Annotated in this window: 7 protein-coding genes and 1 pseudogene; 5 read left to right on the forward strand and 3 right to left on the reverse strand. The window is 44.9% G+C overall.

Features of this window, described 5'->3' with window-relative positions:
* Window positions 1–36: 36 nt before the first annotated feature.
* From H70737_RS07000 to H70737_RS07010, 3 genes and pseudogenes are all read left to right on the forward strand, one after another.
* Entirely contained in the window at window positions 37–1,017 is a 981-nt protein-coding gene (locus tag H70737_RS07000) for an ROK family protein (protein ID WP_442950256.1), read from the forward strand.
* A gap of 262 nt (window positions 1,018–1,279) precedes the next feature.
* Window positions 1,280–1,579, forward strand: a pseudogene (locus tag H70737_RS07005) (MFS transporter); the annotation flags it as partial.
* Window positions 1,580–2,126: 547 nt separating this feature from the next.
* Entirely contained in the window at window positions 2,127–3,308 is a 1,182-nt protein-coding gene (locus tag H70737_RS07010) for a sensor histidine kinase (protein ID WP_042185879.1), read from the forward strand.
* A 208-nt stretch (window positions 3,309–3,516) separates the two neighbouring features.
* Here the strand turns inward: H70737_RS07010 and H70737_RS07015 are convergent, their stop codons facing one another.
* Complete coding sequence (locus H70737_RS07015; protein WP_231573396.1) at window positions 3,517–5,448, reverse strand: ATP-dependent DNA helicase; 1,932 nt, start codon at window positions 5,446–5,448, stop codon at window positions 3,517–3,519.
* Window positions 5,449–5,782: 334 nt separating this feature from the next.
* Here H70737_RS07015 and H70737_RS07020 point away from each other — a divergent pair, with 334 nt between their 5' ends.
* Window positions 5,783–6,229 (forward strand): V4R domain-containing protein, encoded by a 447-nt coding sequence (locus tag H70737_RS07020; protein ID WP_042185883.1) that lies wholly within the window; start codon window positions 5,783–5,785, stop codon window positions 6,227–6,229.
* Between the two features lie 118 nt (window positions 6,230–6,347).
* Here the strand turns inward: H70737_RS07020 and H70737_RS07025 are convergent, their stop codons facing one another.
* Window positions 6,348–9,002: a cation-translocating P-type ATPase gene (locus tag H70737_RS07025; protein WP_042185885.1), complete on the reverse strand. Its 2,655-nt coding sequence runs from the start codon at window positions 9,000–9,002 to the stop codon at window positions 6,348–6,350.
* A gap of 516 nt (window positions 9,003–9,518) precedes the next feature.
* On the opposite strand from H70737_RS07025, the gene H70737_RS07030 reads away from it, so the two are divergent.
* Entirely contained in the window at window positions 9,519–13,976 is a 4,458-nt protein-coding gene (locus H70737_RS07030; protein ID WP_042185887.1) for a glycoside hydrolase family 10 protein, read from the forward strand.
* A gap of 714 nt (window positions 13,977–14,690) precedes the next feature.
* On the opposite strand, the gene H70737_RS07035 is transcribed toward H70737_RS07030, so the two are convergent.
* A complete protein-coding gene (locus H70737_RS07035) occupies window positions 14,691–17,096 on the reverse strand; it encodes an MMPL family transporter (protein ID WP_042185889.1) in 2,406 nt (801 codons plus the stop codon).
* Window positions 17,097–17,118 lie beyond the last annotated feature (22 nt).

Consider the following 17,118-nt stretch of genomic DNA (forward strand, 5'->3'; position numbering starts at 1 on the left):
GCAGGGGGGCTTATGAGAACAGCAAACGCCAACTTAATGAAGGAAATTAACCTCAACAACGTTCGTCAAGTGATGAAACGTATAAATACAGCCACCAAACCCCAGCTGGCAGCACTGACCAAACTGAGCGTCGTAACAGTAAACTCATTAGTCAAGGAGCTGCACGAGTTAGGTGAGCTCTTCGAAGACTTGACTGTACCATCAAACGGCGGTAGACCAGCACAAACTTATCGCTACAATTACAACTTCAGCCTCGGGCTAGTCATTTATCTGAAGGATAAAGAGGGACAGGTACTGATTTCAGCCACTGTCGTGAATTTGGAGAACGAGATTCTGGCGAAGGATGAACATATCATTCCAGTCTTCGAAAGACAATTTTTTTGTGATATTATTGAACACTCTATAGCCTTGTATCCTTCTATCAAGGTTATTGGCATAGGCATTCCGGGACAGGTTGTCAACGGCGAAATTAAAGTCAGCAGCCACCATGAGCTGACTGGCTCACGGATGATTCAAGAGATTGAGCAACAATTTGAGTTGCCTATCTTGGTTGAAAATGACGTTAATGCAGCTATCAGCGGATATTGCATGAACCAGGGAGAGGAAGAGGAACAGTACTTGCTTGGTCTTTACTTTCCAAACAGGTACCCACCTGGCATGGGTATCTATCTGAATGGAAAGATCCTTAAAGGTAATCAGGGCATGTCAGGGGAAATAAAATTCCTGCCCGACATGCCTGACTGGAGTCTCGAGATGGGCAAGGACACGTTCATCGATACTGTCTGCCGGATTATCCAAACCCTGAATGCTGTTCTTGCTCCGGACAAAATTGTAATATATCAGGATAAGGTGGAATTAGAAACCTGGACATCTGCTTGGGAAGCTTATCAGCTTCGACATCCAATGCCCATTTATCCACAGATTGTTATGCAAAATACATTTCAAGATGACTTCGAGGCTGGCCTGCGCTGGTTGACATTGAAGTCATTGGAGCCGGATTTGGTCGAGCTCCATTAAGAGGTTGTCCCATAAGTCATGAGATGAATGACTTATGGGACAAGCCTCTTTTTTTTAGGTGATCAATATGAGTATTGATCCAATTGCTGATATGCACTGCACACTAATGATACGGCTCCAGATCAGTGAATGGGTTGCTTGACAAAGGAATACTTATATCGCATACTTCATACATAGACTTTATAAAGTATATTTATTAAGTGCGTAAATGTATTTCTTTACGCGTTCAACGAATCATTTTTATCACGAGGGGGAAGCATGCTTGTCTACCTGGTTTTTGATTATTATATATCTGGCTTTTATCAGTCTAGGACTTCCTGACTCTTTACTCGGCTCGGCATGGCCCGTTATCTGGCCCGAGATTGGTTCATCTCTTGGCTCGGCAGGTATCGTGTCCATGATCATTGCGGGAGGGACCATCGTGTCCAGTCTGTTCAGCAATAGGATGGTCGAGCGTCTGGGTACGGGTAGAATCACATTGTTCAGTTGTTTCCTTACTGCGGTTGCGCTACTTGGATTTTCCATTGCTCCATCGATGCTCTGGTTCATAGTATTTGCCCTACTAACATTGATGTTTTTGAGTACAGAGACGATTAATAGATTGCTGATAAAACCCACGCAAGGGAGGGGGTAAAGAGATGGTTTATATCATTTTATGCGCAATCATCTGGGTAGGAGTGTATTTGAATCTAGCCGCATCGAAGGAATCGATGGATGTGAAGCCTATTCGTTCCGTGAATGATCTGTTTGAATAATCAAGGAGCAACGTAAAAAGCATTTGATCCTGGATCAAATGCTTTTTTGATAGTACAAAGACATTATCGTTTCAATTGCATAGTTATACTAGAATGAGGAAGGTTAGCCTTTTGAAGTTAAGTAGGGGCTAACAAGCTCCCCTTGGTTATATAGATTTATCATACAAGTAATCAACACCCCAAATCATTCCGTTACAGGCGGAATAGCTTGGGGTGTTGCATTTTTTATAGCGCTTATAATTATTAATTAAGTAAAACTATTGGTTTTGTGAAATATAGTGACTTACTGTTACTTTTGAAGCAGGAAAATATACATATATATTGAATACAAAACAACAAAGAGGGAGGATGAAAATGTCATACAGAGCAAATGCATTACGTTCGTCATTAACCCTAGCTGTTCCAATTATTTTAGATAGGCATTACCATTCTATAACTATGAAAAATATCGAATCCGTCTGGTTTGTAGAGACGCATAAGGAATTGTTAGATTCAACATTCAGCACGATATTAATCAGTATGATAGAGGCACTGTTCTTGGATTCCTTTGGTTACGACCAATACCTAAGCCTACTAGAAAAAGAGGGGGTGGAGCGAGGGATTTATACTGCAGAAATATTCGGTGATCATTTTGATATCTTACTTGAAATGAGCAAGGATTTAAACTTAATCGCTCAGAATATGATGTTTAAGATCATTGAAGAGATAGAAGATGAATCTACGACTCGATTGTTTTTTTATAATCGTTTAATGGAAAGCAACTGGACCGGTTTTACGGGCTTTGCAAAGGGGTATTTATCTAATAAAAATCAACAGATTGACAATTTGCATGAACAAAAAATTGCTGTTATGGGACAAATGGCAGCTGGTATGGCACATGAAATACGGAATCCGCTTGCTTCGATTAAAGGGTTTGCCCAGCTTGTAAATAACAGGCTATATGAACCGGTGATCAAGGCGGATGAATTGCGTGCGTATCTGGATATAACCATCAAAGAGATTGATGCTCTGAACGGATTAGTAACGGACTTCCTAGTACTGGCTCGAAAAGGAGATAGTTCGAAAAATACCGGCGTAGTATATAACGTTATCGAGGTTATACATAGAGTTAATAACATCGTGAATCAACTCATACTTAGTGATGATATTATTCTTTCCGTGGAGTATTCTCTAGAGAAAGTAATGACGTATGGAAACGCCTCTCAACTAGAACAGGTAATCCTTAACATTTTAAAAAATAGTATCGATTCATTCACAGCGTTTAGAGGCAGAATAGACATTACAGTTAGCACCGCTAATGAGGCTAACGAAATTATACTTATTTTTAAAGACAATGGAGAAGGAATTCCACTGGATAAACTAAATCGAATATTTGACCCTTTCTTTACAACCAAGCAAAAAGGGACAGGAATTGGATTATCAATTTGTAAACAATTAATAGAAATGTATGGGGGACAAATTAAGGTAGACTCAGAAGTTCAGGTAGGTACTAGCGTGATGGTTATTTTGCCTTGGGTAAATGATTATCACATTTGAGGCTACGAACAATTTGAATGATTAAATGAAGGATGATAAATGGATCATCAGCTTCGGAGAGCTGTTACAGCAAAAATAAACAAGCCTGGCACAGAAGCTTTTCAGGCTTGTTTATTATTTTTCATGCTGAAAAGGATCCTATCCTCCAAACGATACGCAGTATCGCTATTCAAAAATACGCGTTCCTTAGAGGACGGCACAGCCTGTTCTACTTAACGCTAAGTTGTATCTCTTTTTCTTTTACAAACTTCTCCAGCACTCTAAAATCCTCGGTAACCTTTTTAAATGGTAAAGATTCCAGTGCCTTATCCCGGTAATCCTTTTTCGCAGCAGCAGACAGACGGGAATCAAGTATGCTGAGTACACCAAGGTCAGTCTCACTACGGATCAATCGCCCGGTTCCTTGTCTTAACCGAAGCAGCATGTCCGGTACAAAAACGTCATTTAAGGGATCCTTCGCCAAAGATGCCTTATATTCATAGACAGGATCGGAAGGAACAGGGAAGGGCAGACGGAAAATAATTAACTGCGACAAATCAGAACCTTCGATATTCACGCCTTCCCAGAATACACCGGTACTAAGAAGGACGCCTTTACTGCCACGGAATTCAGCGATCACCCCGTCCTGAGACGATCCTTCTCTTTGAACATGCACCGCCCATGCAAGCTTCTCGGATTTTAACTTATTATGAATGTACTTCATATCTTCCTTCGCTGAAAAAAGAACCAATGTCCGTCCGTCCGTTAAATTACAGAGCCTCAGCATTTCCTTGTATGCCGCTTCAAGATAACCTACCTTGTTCTGATGGTTGTAGTAAGGGATGTCCTTAGAAATATACAGCATGGTGTGGTTGTCATAATCAAACGGCGAAGCCTGGCGCTCCATATAATCTCCCTTGTAACCGAGCGACTGCGTCAGATATGCATATTGTTCCTCTAGTGTTTCTCCGGTTTGGCACATGGTTGCTGACGTTAAAATAACAGATGTTTTCCCGTTAAATAAGCTATATCTTAGGAACTGGCTTATGCCTTTAGGACAGATACTAATAGTGGCCTCACGCTGGGTATTGCTTCCCCAAATCAGGTAGTTATCCTGGACTCCGGCGAGTACATCAAAGAGATCTATAAGTCCGTTCAAAGCTTCAAAAAGATTATCGATCTCTCGCTCATGCTTGGAAGTTAAGACGGATAAGCTGAGACTAAACTCTTTCAAAACCTGAGCCCCCCGCTTTAACGGAATCCCTGTGATCTCCGACACTTTTATCCGGTCATTATCCTGCTTGGCTGTTTGCAGCAAATCCGCTTCTACCTGTTTGAAAATATGAGCCACGCATCTTTTTAAAAATTTAAATTGCGGCAAAAGGCCGTTATCTGCGGATTGCTTGAAGAGAATCTGTAAGGTGTCATCCAGAATACGGCAGGTTCCCCGGTATGTAAACTCGAGCGTTCTAGCATCTCTAACCTTTGCTTCCAGATTATGAGCTTCATCAATTACGATCAGAGCTGGTCGTTCAGTGATTAATCCCTTCGTTCCTTCTTTTTTCTTGATCAAATCACGGATGAGCAGGTCCTGGTTGACGATAATAAAATCCATGTCGCTGGCGTCGGCGTTAATCTTCGCTCTCATCTCGTAAAATGAACATGTGCTTTTATAATGGCATCGTTCAAATTTACAATCATTCACACAAACATTAGACCATACTGCATCACTAACCCCGCCCTTAATGTCTGCTCTCTCATCAATGTCATAATTCACAATACGCTGGGCAAGTGTAGATAGAGGAGAGCTTGAATCATCAGGTTGTAATAGGTCTGCTGCCCTGTATCGGCAAGCATATTGCCCCATGCCTTTTCCGACTACGGAGCGAACCGATGTAAATCCGAGCCGGCTTCCGATGAATCTCAGATCTTTATGGATCTGTTCTGAAAGTTGTATGGAGGATGTTGCAATAATGATCGGTTGTCTTGAGACTTGGTTAATGAGCAGGCTGGGAATGAGGTATGCAAAGGACTTACCGATGCCGACTCCAGCTTCAATCATTGCGTTTCTACCATTAATATAAGCATCAGCGATATCCAGAGACATATCTTGCTGGCCGATCCGCTCTTTAAGTCCAATCCTGGGAAATCTATCATACATCCGAAAGATGGCATTGACTAAAGAGGGTTCGATGTCCTTTTTTAGCTCCCGCTTCTGTAATTTATATAGATCACTTAACCAGCTAATAACGACCGCCTCTTTTCAAAATCAATTTTCTTCCAGTCCCAGTTTTTTGGGTGAGGTTGTAATTATCGTAGATGAAGCGCTAACAGTCAAGTGTCAGAATATAAAATAATGATTTTTAACCCTTGTTCTTCCAATCATTAGGGATAGGAAGTGCGTAGGATCACAAAGCATTTATTGGATACGTTTATACTCAATATATTAATTAAATTTGAAATATAAATTACATAAGAATTTGGAGGCTGCAGGCATGGATCATTTTACTTTTACAGATATGAAAAAAATAAAGAGAGAAAATTTGGGTGATGCTGTACCCTTAGAGCTTTTCAGAACGATTAGACTTATTGGATTATACCAAGCGTTACCCATGAATGGTAAGGGCACAACGTTGACGATAGGAAGAAAAATTGGGGAAGAGTTTGGTGTTACCTCCGTTAATGAACTATTCGGGTTATTCGAACAAATGAAGATAGGGATCCCAATAATAACCCATGAAGATGACAAGGGAATGTCAATTGCAGTACACGATTGTTTCTGCGAAGGGTTACCTATTATGGAAGGGAAAATGGTATGTGACCTAGAGGGGGCCATTATCGAAGGAGCACTTAGCAAAATACGTGGGAAACGAGTTTCCGTCCGGGAAGTGAAATGTAATGTTCATGGGGATGAATGTTGTGAATACATAGTCAAATATTAAAAATTTACGTGATATTTTGATCATAATACGGATGTTTGAATCAGATCTGTAAATGACAGAAGAACAGCGATTCTCCATTCTCGGAGAATCGCTGTTTTTTCTTTTTGTTAAATTGTGATTAAGAAGCTGATTTAGGAGTAAACGCTCTACGAATAACCTTCGTCAATTCCATTAGGATGACGGCGCCGAGTGCCAGCCCGCTTGCAATCAGCCAATCGGACAATCCGAATGAAGCCGGAATCGAGAAGATTTCTCTAACTCCTGGCAGAACCGCAATCCCGTAAAAGGCAAAGCAGACCAAAACGGCTCCGATGACGTATTTGTTGCTGAAAAACCCAGCTTCAATAGCTGTTTGACTGTTCGAGCGAGCGGCAAAGGTCTGAAGTGTACGAGACAGGATCAGGGTTGTAAATGCCATAGCCACGCCCATATCAGGGGAATGCTGGAGTCCGATATACAGGGATATAATTACGGCTATACCTATAAGTAGACCACGGGTAATAATAGCCTGCATCATTCCTCCGGCAAATATACCTTCCTTCAGTTCCCTTGGATTTCTATTCATCACGTTAGGTTCAGGTTTCTCCATACCAAGGGCAATGGCGGGCAGTGAATCATTCGCCAGATTGATAAATAGAAGCTGAATCGCTGTGAAGGGATTAATCCAGTCGAAGATCAGGGCAAACAGAATAGCGATAATCGCACCCAGGTTGCCTGAAAATAAATAGGCGATCGCTTTTTTAATATTGTCGAATACCGTTCTGCCTACAGACACAGCATTCACAATGGATACAAAATTATCATCCGTCAAAATCATGGCAGCCGCATCTTTAGCAACATCGGTTCCACTACCCATAGCAACACCGATATCTGCTTGCTTCAAGGCAGGCGCGTCATTTACGCCATCACCGGTCATGGCTGTGATTTTGCCTTTTCGTTGCCACGCCCGGACAATTCTGATCTTATTCTCCGGGGAGACTCGGGCGTACACACCAATCTGCTCAAGCTTATTATCCAATTCTTCATCGGACATGGCATCAAGCTCTTGACCGGTTACGGCAATTTCTTTTTCGGTCATAAGACCGATATCGCGTCCGATCGCTTGTGCGGTTGTCTTATGATCACCAGTAATCATGATGGTCCGAATTCCAGCCTTCTTGGATTCTGCGATCGCGCCATAGACAGCTTCCCGAGGGGGATCAATCATAGCTGTCAAGCCTACGAGCACCAGATTTTGTTCATCCTCAAGACCCACTTCAGTGACTGTATTTGGTACAGTTTTGTAGGCATAGGCAAGTACACGTAGTGCTCTGCTGGAGAATTCCTCATTGGCTTCAATGAAACGATCAAGAACTTCCGGTGTCATCGGCACTTCTTGTCCACTTAGTAGTACATGCGTACAAAGACTAAAGAGTACATCTGGTCCGCCTTTAGTAATCATTGCTTTTTGTCCGTTAAAAGTGTGTAAGGTCGTCATTAGCTTGCGATCCGAGTCAAAAGGAAGTTCGGCTTCACGAGGGAAATTATCGCGTATTTCCTTGTAATCTTTATTCATGCTGTTACTGAAGGCAATAAGTGCCACCTCAGTTGGATCGCCTAGTTCTTTACCATCTTCATTAATGTTAGAGTCGTTACAAAGCACGGCAATGTGTAGGAGGCGCCGGGCTTCCTCAGACCATTCTTCGGGCTCTTGATTGAATTGATCACGATCACCTTCCGGTAAAAAGTAATCTACAACTGTCATTTTATTTTGGGTCAGAGTACCGGTTTTGTCCGTACAGATGACACTGGTTGATCCAAGTGCTTCGACGGCTGGCAGCTTACGAATAATCGCATGTTGCTTAGCCATTTTATTCGTACCTACGGATAAGACAATCGTTACGATCGAGGATAGAGCTTCAGGAATAGCGGCGACTGCCACAGCGACTGCAAACATTAGGGCATTCAGAATGGCTTCCGTGGTATCCACTGTATCATTCGACAGCCAAACACGTCCGGCTTGGATGGCAAAGATCAAAACGGACAGCACGATAATCGCTACACCCAGCTGTTTGCTAAAGGTTTCGAGCTTACGCTGTAGTGGCGTCTGCTTGGCTTCGGCGCTCTCAATGAGTTCAGCGATTTTGCCGATTTCGGTTGTCAGTGCAGTTCCTGTTACTACAAGAGTTCCACGGCCATATACAACCAAAGAACCGCTAAACGCCATATTACGACGGTCTCCGAGTGGAGATTCCTTCGCGATGGTATCCGTATGCTTCTCTACAGCTTCGGATTCTCCGGTCAGCATGCCTTCATTGATCTTCAAGCTTCCCGATTCTATGATACGGCCGTCGGCAGGTACGAAATCTCCAGCCTCCAGTAATACGATGTCACCGCGAACAAGCTCTCTGGCAGGGACGGTTTTTAAGGCTCCATCCCGCAACACTTTAGCCTCGGGTGCCGACATCTGCTGCAGGGCATCAAGTGAACTCTCCGCTTTACGAGTTTGGATGACACTTATAACTGCATTGAGAATCAACACGAGGAAAATGATAAGCGACTCCATAACTTGACCCATAACAATCTGGACAATGGCCGCAATAAGCAGTACGACCACCATAGGGTCCTTGAAATTTTCAAGAAAAAGCTTCCAGAGGGGATCTTTTTTCTTTCCTTTTAATTCATTGTAACCATCACGTTCCAGTCGTTTGTCGACTTCTGCCGACGTAAGCCCGTTAGTTGTACTCTGCACTTCCTGTAAACTGTCTGTTACATTCTTGCGGTAATACTCCACTAATGATAGCTCCTCTCCGCTGTGCTGTGTCTTTTTTTTAGGTCTCATAAGCTTCGATTTACTGCATAAGTGCACATAACTGCGTGTTCTACACAAGTATGGTATATCAGTTCGTCAAATCAGTAGACTTCAGGACCTATCTTCAAACTTACGATTCAACTTGGCGCAAGTTTCAAAATATGGAGCTTAGTATGCGCATATCTAAAAAAAGATCATTCGTTATCGTCCATATTGTGAAATCTTTTTAATGAATAGTATTGGATTACCTATGAAGAAGTCTTAATACATGGGAAGACATAGGGAATTCCTCGATCTTTCGTGTGTTTTCCTATGATTATGGGGGGTAACACCTTTAGTATTAGTATAGTTGTCAATTGTGTCGGAGTTGTAAAATGGTGTAAGCACATATGTAAGCGGTTACAAACGGGGGTGAATCTCTAAAGTTAAAGACATTGGCTACGCCTAAGTATCAGGAGGATATCTCATTTTAAAATCACTGGAGGAGGAATGCAACAAATGAGTAGAATGTTCAAACAAGTCATCTCGATCTTACTCGCAGCTGCTTTGCTTATTCCGTCTAGCTGGCTGGCTCCGATTACGGAAGCTGCAGCACCCGATGCGATAGTGCCATCAGACTCAGTAATGGTATATCACGAAACCTTTGCGAATGGCAAAGGCATCGCAGGCCAATCGGGCAGTGCTAGTCTTACGCCTGTCACAGATAAAGCATTTGCTGGCAATGCTGACGGAGCGGCTTTATATGTAAGCAACAGAACAAATAACTATGACGCGGTTGATTTCAAATTTAGTGACATGGGCCTAGAAAACGGTAAAACCTACATGGTGACTGCATCCGTTTATGTTGACGCTGATGTGACTGTACCTAGCGGCGCACAAGCTTATCTCCAAACCATAAACAGCTATGGTCTTTTGGCAAGTGTAAATTATGAAGCAGGTAAAGCGATCACCTTGACTAAAGAATTCACTGTGGATACGAGTGAAAATACGACGCTACGTATTCTATCGGACGAGATTGGTAAAGCCGTTCCGTTTTACATTGGGGACGTCCTCATCACGGCAAAAAAAGCGGTAACAGAAACGGATAAAGAAATTTACCACGAATCTTTTGTGAGTGGCAAGGGTTTAGCTACACAATCAGGTAGTGCTAATCTAACAGCTGTCACCGGTAAGGTTTTTGCTGGTAATGCTGATGGTGCCGCTTTATATGTTAGCGATAGAACAAATGATTGGGACGCGGCTGATTTTACATTTAGCGACATAGGCCTGAAAAATGGTAAAACCTACACGGTGACCGCAACAGTGTACGTTGATCCTGATGTGACTGTACCTAGCGGTGCACAAGCTTATATACAAGCGATAGGCAGTTATGCCCTTTTGGCAAGTGGGGATTATGAAGCTGGCAAAGGGATCACTTTGACGAAAGAATTCATCGTAGATACGAGTAAAGATACGAAACTTCGCGTCCAATCGAACGCGATAGGGAAAGCCGTTCCGTTCTATATCGGCGATGTATTGGTTACAGAAAAGGTGACAGCAGAGCCGACACCATTACCAACACCAGAACCACCTAGAGATCCAGCGTTACCTTTTACCACGGTTACTTTTGAGGATCAAAAAGCAGGTGGTTTTGAAGGCAGAGCAGGTAGCGAAACGCTTACTATTACCGATGATGAGAATCATACGGATAACGGTTCATACGCTTTAAAAGTAGAGGGCAGAACGAGTACTTGGCATGGGCCTTCATTACGTGTGGAGAAATATGTGGACAAGGGCTACGAATATAAAATTTCGTTATGGGTTAAGCTGATCCAGCCTGCAAGCTCCCAGCTTCAGCTGTCTACCCAGGTTGGCAATGGAAGCAGCGCCAATTATGTACAACTCGCACCTAAAACCATCAGCGCAAACGATGGCTGGGTTCAGTTCGAAGGCACATACCGCTATAACAATGTAAGCAGCGAGTATTTGACCATTTATGTGGAAAGCTCAAGTAACAGTACTGCATCTTTTTATATCGACGACATCAGCTTTGAAAAAACAGGATCGGGTCCGGTTGGTATTCAAAAGGATCTGATTCCGATTAAGGATGCTTATGAAGATCATTTTTTGATCGGAAACGCAATATCTGCGGAGGATTTGGAAGGCGTAAGACTTGATCTTCTGAAAATGCATCATAATGTCGCTACGGCAGGTAATGCCATGAAGCCGGATGCGTTGCAGCCTACAAAGGGCAACTTCACGTTCACTGGTGCGGATGAGCTTGTAGATAAAGTGTTGCATGAGGGAATGCAGATGCATGGCCATGTATTGGTATGGCATCAGCAATCACCAGCATGGATGAATACAACATCAGATGCAGACAACAACACGATCCCCTTGGGACGGGATGAGGCTCTAGATAATATGAGGACTCATATCAAAACCGTTATGGAGCATTTTGGCGATAAGGTGATCTCCTGGGATGTTGTCAATGAGGCGATGAGTGATAACCCGTCTAACCCAACGGATTGGAAAACTGCACTGCGATCCGCCCCATGGAAGAGTGCTATCGGCGCAGACTACGTAGAGCAGGCATTCCTGGCGGCAAGAGAAGTTCTAGACGCGAATCCTGATTGGAATATTAAACTCTATTACAATGATTATAACGAAGATAATCAGAATAAAGCGCAGGCCATTTACAGTATGGTCAAAGAAATTAATGATAAATATGCGCTCACTCACCCTGGTAAATTGCTTATTGATGGTGTCGGCATGCAAGCACATTACAGCATCAATACAAACCCGGAAAATGTGGAGCGGTCATTGGAGAAGTTTATTTCCTTGGGCGTCGAAGTTAGCATTACCGAGCTGGACATTCAGGCTGGAAGCAACTATCAGCTTTCTGAGAAGCTCGCTAATGCGCAGGGTTATCTGTATGCGCAGTTGTTAAATATCTTCAGAGCTAACGATGAGCATATCAAACGCGTTACCTTCTGGGGTATGGATGATAACACGAGTTGGAGAGCTTCGTCCAATCCACTACTGTTCGATAAGAACTTACAGGCCAAGCCAGCTTACTATGGCGTTATCGATCCTGATACGTTCATTGAAGAGCATGAGCCTGAAACGGTTGAAGCCAATCATTCGACCGCCAAATTCGCTGCACCTGTCATTGATGGAACGGTTGATGAGATCTGGAGCCAGACCGCAGAAATGCCGATCAACCGTTATCAAACAGCTTGGCAGGGAGCGAGCGGAGTGGCAAAAGCACTCTGGGATGATCAAAATCTTTATGTCCTGATCCAGGTTAGCGATACGCAGCTTGATAAGAGCAGTGTGAACGCACATGAACAGGATTCGGTTGAAATCTTCGTGGACCAAAACAATGGGAAAACAACGTTCTATCAAGAGGATGATGGGCAGTACAGAGTCAATTTTGACAACGAGACTTCATTTAATCCAACAAGCATCGCAGCTGGTTTCGAGTCGGCGACTCACATTTCCGGAACAAACTACACGGTTGAAGTGAAGATTCCGCTTCATGGGATAACTCCAGATGACGATACAAAGCTTGGTTTCGATGTACAGATCAATGATGCTAAAGACGGCTCACGTCAAAGTGTTGCGGCTTGGAACGATACAACCGGTACTGGATATATGGACACATCTGTTTACGGTGTACTTACCCTCAAGGGGAAGTCAACTGATACGGAACCAACACCAACACCAACACCAACACCAACCAATGAACCAACTGGTAGTAGCAACACTGGTAGTGCAGTAACAACTCCACAGCCTGTAGCCATTGCAAACAAAGATGGTGTTGTTACGATTACACTGGAGGTGAAATCCGATAACGGGCGTGCCATAGGCACGATCTCCAGCGACAACTTGAAAAAGGCGCTTGAACAAGCTACAGCAGCGGCAAACGGCAAGAAACAAATCGTGATCGAAGTACCAAAGCAAACGGATGCGAAAGTGTATGATATACAATTGCCAACCCAAAGCTTGATGGGGAAAGAAAACTTTGAACTATTGCTTAAGACGGAAAATGCTACAATCCAAATTCCAAGCAATATGCTGCCCGACTTAACAGACCATGCTGAGCAAGTGTCCATACGCATAAGTAAAGTCTCAGCGGACAGCCTGAGTGCAGCTACCCGCAATTTGATCGGCAGCCATCCGGTTATTGATCTAAGCGTAGTATCAGGCGATAAAGTCATTCCATGGAATAACCCTAACGCTCCTGTCACGGTATCCATTCCGTATACACCGACAGCGGAGGAACTAAGTAATCCGGATTTAATCGTTGTTTGGTACATCGATGATAAGGGCAACGTAGTACCGGTTCCGAACGGTCGATATGATGCTGCAACCCAAACGGTTGTATTTCAAACGACCCACTTCAGCATTTATGCAGTAACCTTTGTAAAGAAAAACTTCGGAGACCTGCAGAACGTATCTTGGGCAAAACAAGCCATAGATGTTATGGCTGCTCGCGATGTCATCCAAGGAACGAGCGTGAATAGCTTCTCACCTGCAGATTCTATGAAGCGAGCGGATTTCATTGCTCTTCTTGTCAGAGCGCTTGAACTGAAGGGAACGGGCAAAAGTGCAGCATTGTTCAGCGATGTCCAAAAGACGGACTATTATTATGATGAACTGGTCATCGCGAAGGAACTGGGAATTGCCACAGGCTTTGAAGATGATACGTTCCGACCAAACATTGAAGTCTCTCGCCAAGATATGATGGTGCTGACTGCGCGTGCGCTAGCGGCATCCGGTAAGCAAATCAAGGCGAGTGGAACTTTAAATGCTTATCTGGATGAAGCAAGCATCTCCAGCTATGCGAAAGACAGCGCATTATTGTTGGTCAAATTCGGAGTTGTGAACGGAAAGAACGATAGAATTGCGCCTAACGACACGCTTACCCGTGCTGAAGCAGCAGTTATCTTGTACCGCATCTGGAAGCTGTAGGCTAGCTTGGAGAGAAAGTCTTTATAGGCGGTTACAAGAAATATCAAAAAAAACGTAACGACAGAAAACAGCGATTCTCCCATCCATGGAGAATCGCTGTTCTTGTTTTGTATAGGACACAACGGATATGGGCTATGCCAGAAATGAGTTCAAGGGGTGCACGAAAGGAGTGCCGGAGCCCGTGTTTATTGGCTTCTTTATAGGAGTTGCTTTTTGTTCCTCGCTTCAGGGTCAAACCTATAGAATGATGGGGAAATCCTCCCTATAATTCTACATTAAAAGCTCATGTGGAGAGATTATAGGGAAATCCTCCCTATAATTCAGCTCAACTCGGTGTGTTTTATTGAAATTGAACAATATATAGGGAGAAATTCCGTATAATCTGCTCGTATAACGGCTGTGAGCTAATTTATAGGGAGGGTTTCCCTATAACACGTTCCACCTAAGCAAAATGCTCCTCTACATTGGAGTTTTTCTCGCCAAACCACCGAAAGTCTGTGGAAAGTACAACAAGGCGTGCTCCGTAAGCTACAAATTTAAACTAATAGAAGCCAACACACCCAACAGGGTAATTTGTTCGTCGATCAATATAGAGAAGATTTCTCTGACACAGGAGAACTGCAATGCCTTAAAAAATAAAGCAGACCCTGCAGGTAGTTCGCAGGGTCATGCTCTTCAAAATTTGGGGAGAACAATTCAAAGGCTGTCCTCTTCTTATTTCTTACCTTCTCCCTTGGCATTGAGCATGGCGATTAGCTTATCGCCCTCGACGTCGAGGTTCGGAAGCAGACGGTCTAGCCATTTCGGAAGCCACCAGGCTTTGTCGCCGAAGACGGCCATTACTGCCGGAACGAGCGTCATGCGGATGATGAAAGCATCGATCAGGATGCCGAAGGCCAGTGCGAATCCGATCTGCTTGATCATCGCATCAGGTGCGAAGATGAAGCCAGCGAAGACGGAAACCATGATTACGCCTGCGGCAAGTACGACACGGCTGGCGAGATCGTAGCCGTGAACCACACTGTCGTTGCCACGACGTCCATGGACGTAAGCCTCACGCATGGAGCTGACGAGGAATACCTGATAATCCATCGCCAGTCCGTACAGAATGCCGGTGACCAGAATTGGCATAAAGCTGAGCAGTGGGCCTCCTGTGTCAAAACCAAACAGGGAGTGCAGCCATCCCCACTGGTATACGGCCGTGGTTAGACCGAAAGTAGCGAGCACACTGAGAATGAAGCCTACCGTCGCCTTGATCGGAACGATGACCGACCGGAAAACAAGCAGCAGTATAATTAGAGATAGAATTACGATGATGCCGATATACACGGGAAACGCATCGGATAGCTTGGAGGACATATCGATGTTGATCGCAGTGAAGCCGGTCACACCAAGTGTTACATCATTTGATGATGCGAGGCTGGAAGCGGGATCGCGCAGATCCTGTACCAGATCTCTCGTTTTTGTATCTGTAGGGCCGGTTTTAGGGATTAGACTGATAATAGCAATATCTCCGGTCGCGTTGACACCCATCGGGGACACCAGCGTGACGTTATCATGCATTTGCAGCTCTTGAACCAGCTTACCAAGCGTCTCCATGGAAATCTTGTCGGACGGGTTGTTTGGTTGGGCCACCAGTAGTAGCGGACCGTTGAACCCTTCGCCGAAGCCCTTGGAGATGATGTCATAGCTCTGGCGTGCTGGAGTGTCCAGATTTGCCGAAGCGCCAGACGGAATACCTAGCTCCATTTTGGTTACTGGAATCGCCGCTGTACCAAGAACCAAGACCACTAGAACAATGATAGCCCAGCGGTATTTTACCGTTGCGTTCGCCCAGCGGTGTGAGAACCCGTGACGGGCTTTGTTCGCGGAAGCTACGTTCTTTGAACGTGCCTTGGCGGTGCAGATCCGTTCGCCGACGAGACCCAGCAGCGCAGGCAGCAGGGTAAGCGCCAACAGAACAGTGATCAGCACGCTGACAGCAGCAACGAGAGCCATGGTTGACAAGAAGCCGATGCCGATGACCAACATGCCGCAAAGGGCGATGATGACGGTCAGTCCGGCGAAGAATACTGCACTGCCGGCGGTGCCGACCGCTCGGCTTGCCGCTTCCTTGGCACTTAAATTCTCATCGAGAATTAACCGCCGCTGCCGGTTCACGATAAATAAGGAGTAGTCGATACCGACAGCCAGACCGATCATGACTGCGAGAATGGGTGTAATGTCATTCATGTGCACAATATTCGAAAGAGCAAAAGCACCGCCGACGCTAATCGCGACACCAAGGAGCGCTGTGATCAGCGGCAGTCCGGCTGCAACAATCGAACCGAGTGTAATAAACAGCACAACTGCTGCGACGGCTACGCCGATCGCTTCCGTAGATCCGATGGACGGTGTGCTTTTGAGCGAATCACTCGGAATGGCTGTGATCCCGGAGCCTGCCTGCTCGACTTCGGTTACAGCCTTAATCACGTTATCTGGTACAGAAGGGGGGAGTGATGTCTGCTGAACAGTGAACTGGAATTGAAACAGGGCGATGCTACCGTCGGCGGACAGCATGACGCCGGGAACTGGAGCACCATCAACGATTAGTGGCCCGTAAGGAGCGGCCTGAGCTGCAGCAGTAGCTTGACCCGACACGTCTGTCTGACTCGCAGCTGCCGAAGGGTCCGCAGCGTCTGTCTGACCCGCAGCCGCCGAAGGGTCTGCAGTGGCAGTTTGGCCACTGGCAGCTGCTGATGGGTCTGCTCCTGCAGCTTGACCCGCAGCCGCCGCGGCTTGCGCGGCCAGTTCAGCAGGATTGATGATATAGTCCATGCTGTAGACATCATTTATAGCCTTCAGAATCCGTGCTGATCTCTCCGGCGTATCTAGCCGTTCTCCATCAGGCGCGGTGAAGGCAACACTCGCCTGACCGCCAGCAGCTGCTGGAAGTTCCTTGACCAGCATATCCAGTACTTTTTGCGATTCAGTGCCCTCAATTTTCATTTCTGAGCTGGACTGGATGCCATTGACACCAAGCAGGGCGCCTATAACACCGAGAATCAGAATCCAGACGGTAAGGAAATACCAGGGCTTGGTATATGCAGATTTGCCCAATCGGTATAGAAATGTAGACATATTATGGTTTCTCCTTTGTATC

The organism is Paenibacillus sp. FSL H7-0737 (assembly GCF_000758545.1).
In the GTDB taxonomy this organism is placed as follows: domain Bacteria; phylum Bacillota; class Bacilli; order Paenibacillales; family Paenibacillaceae; genus Paenibacillus_AQ.

What these genes read in the sequence shown, in the direction of transcription:
- H70737_RS07000 (WP_442950256.1), top strand. Translation starts at nt 37, where the DNA reads ATGAAGGAAATTAACCTCAACAACGTTCGTCAAGTGATGAAACGTATA.
- H70737_RS07010 (WP_042185879.1), top strand. Translation starts at nt 2,127, where the DNA reads ATGTCATACAGAGCAAATGCATTACGTTCGTCATTAACCCTAGCTGTT.
- H70737_RS07015 (WP_231573396.1), bottom strand. Translation starts at nt 5,448, where the DNA reads ATGTATGATAGATTTCCCAGGATTGGACTTAAAGAGCGGATCGGCCAG.
- H70737_RS07020 (WP_042185883.1), top strand. Translation starts at nt 5,783, where the DNA reads ATGGATCATTTTACTTTTACAGATATGAAAAAAATAAAGAGAGAAAAT.
- H70737_RS07030 (WP_042185887.1), top strand. Translation starts at nt 9,519, where the DNA reads ATGAGTAGAATGTTCAAACAAGTCATCTCGATCTTACTCGCAGCTGCT.
- H70737_RS07035 (WP_042185889.1), bottom strand. Translation starts at nt 17,096, where the DNA reads ATGTCTACATTTCTATACCGATTGGGCAAATCTGCATATACCAAGCCC.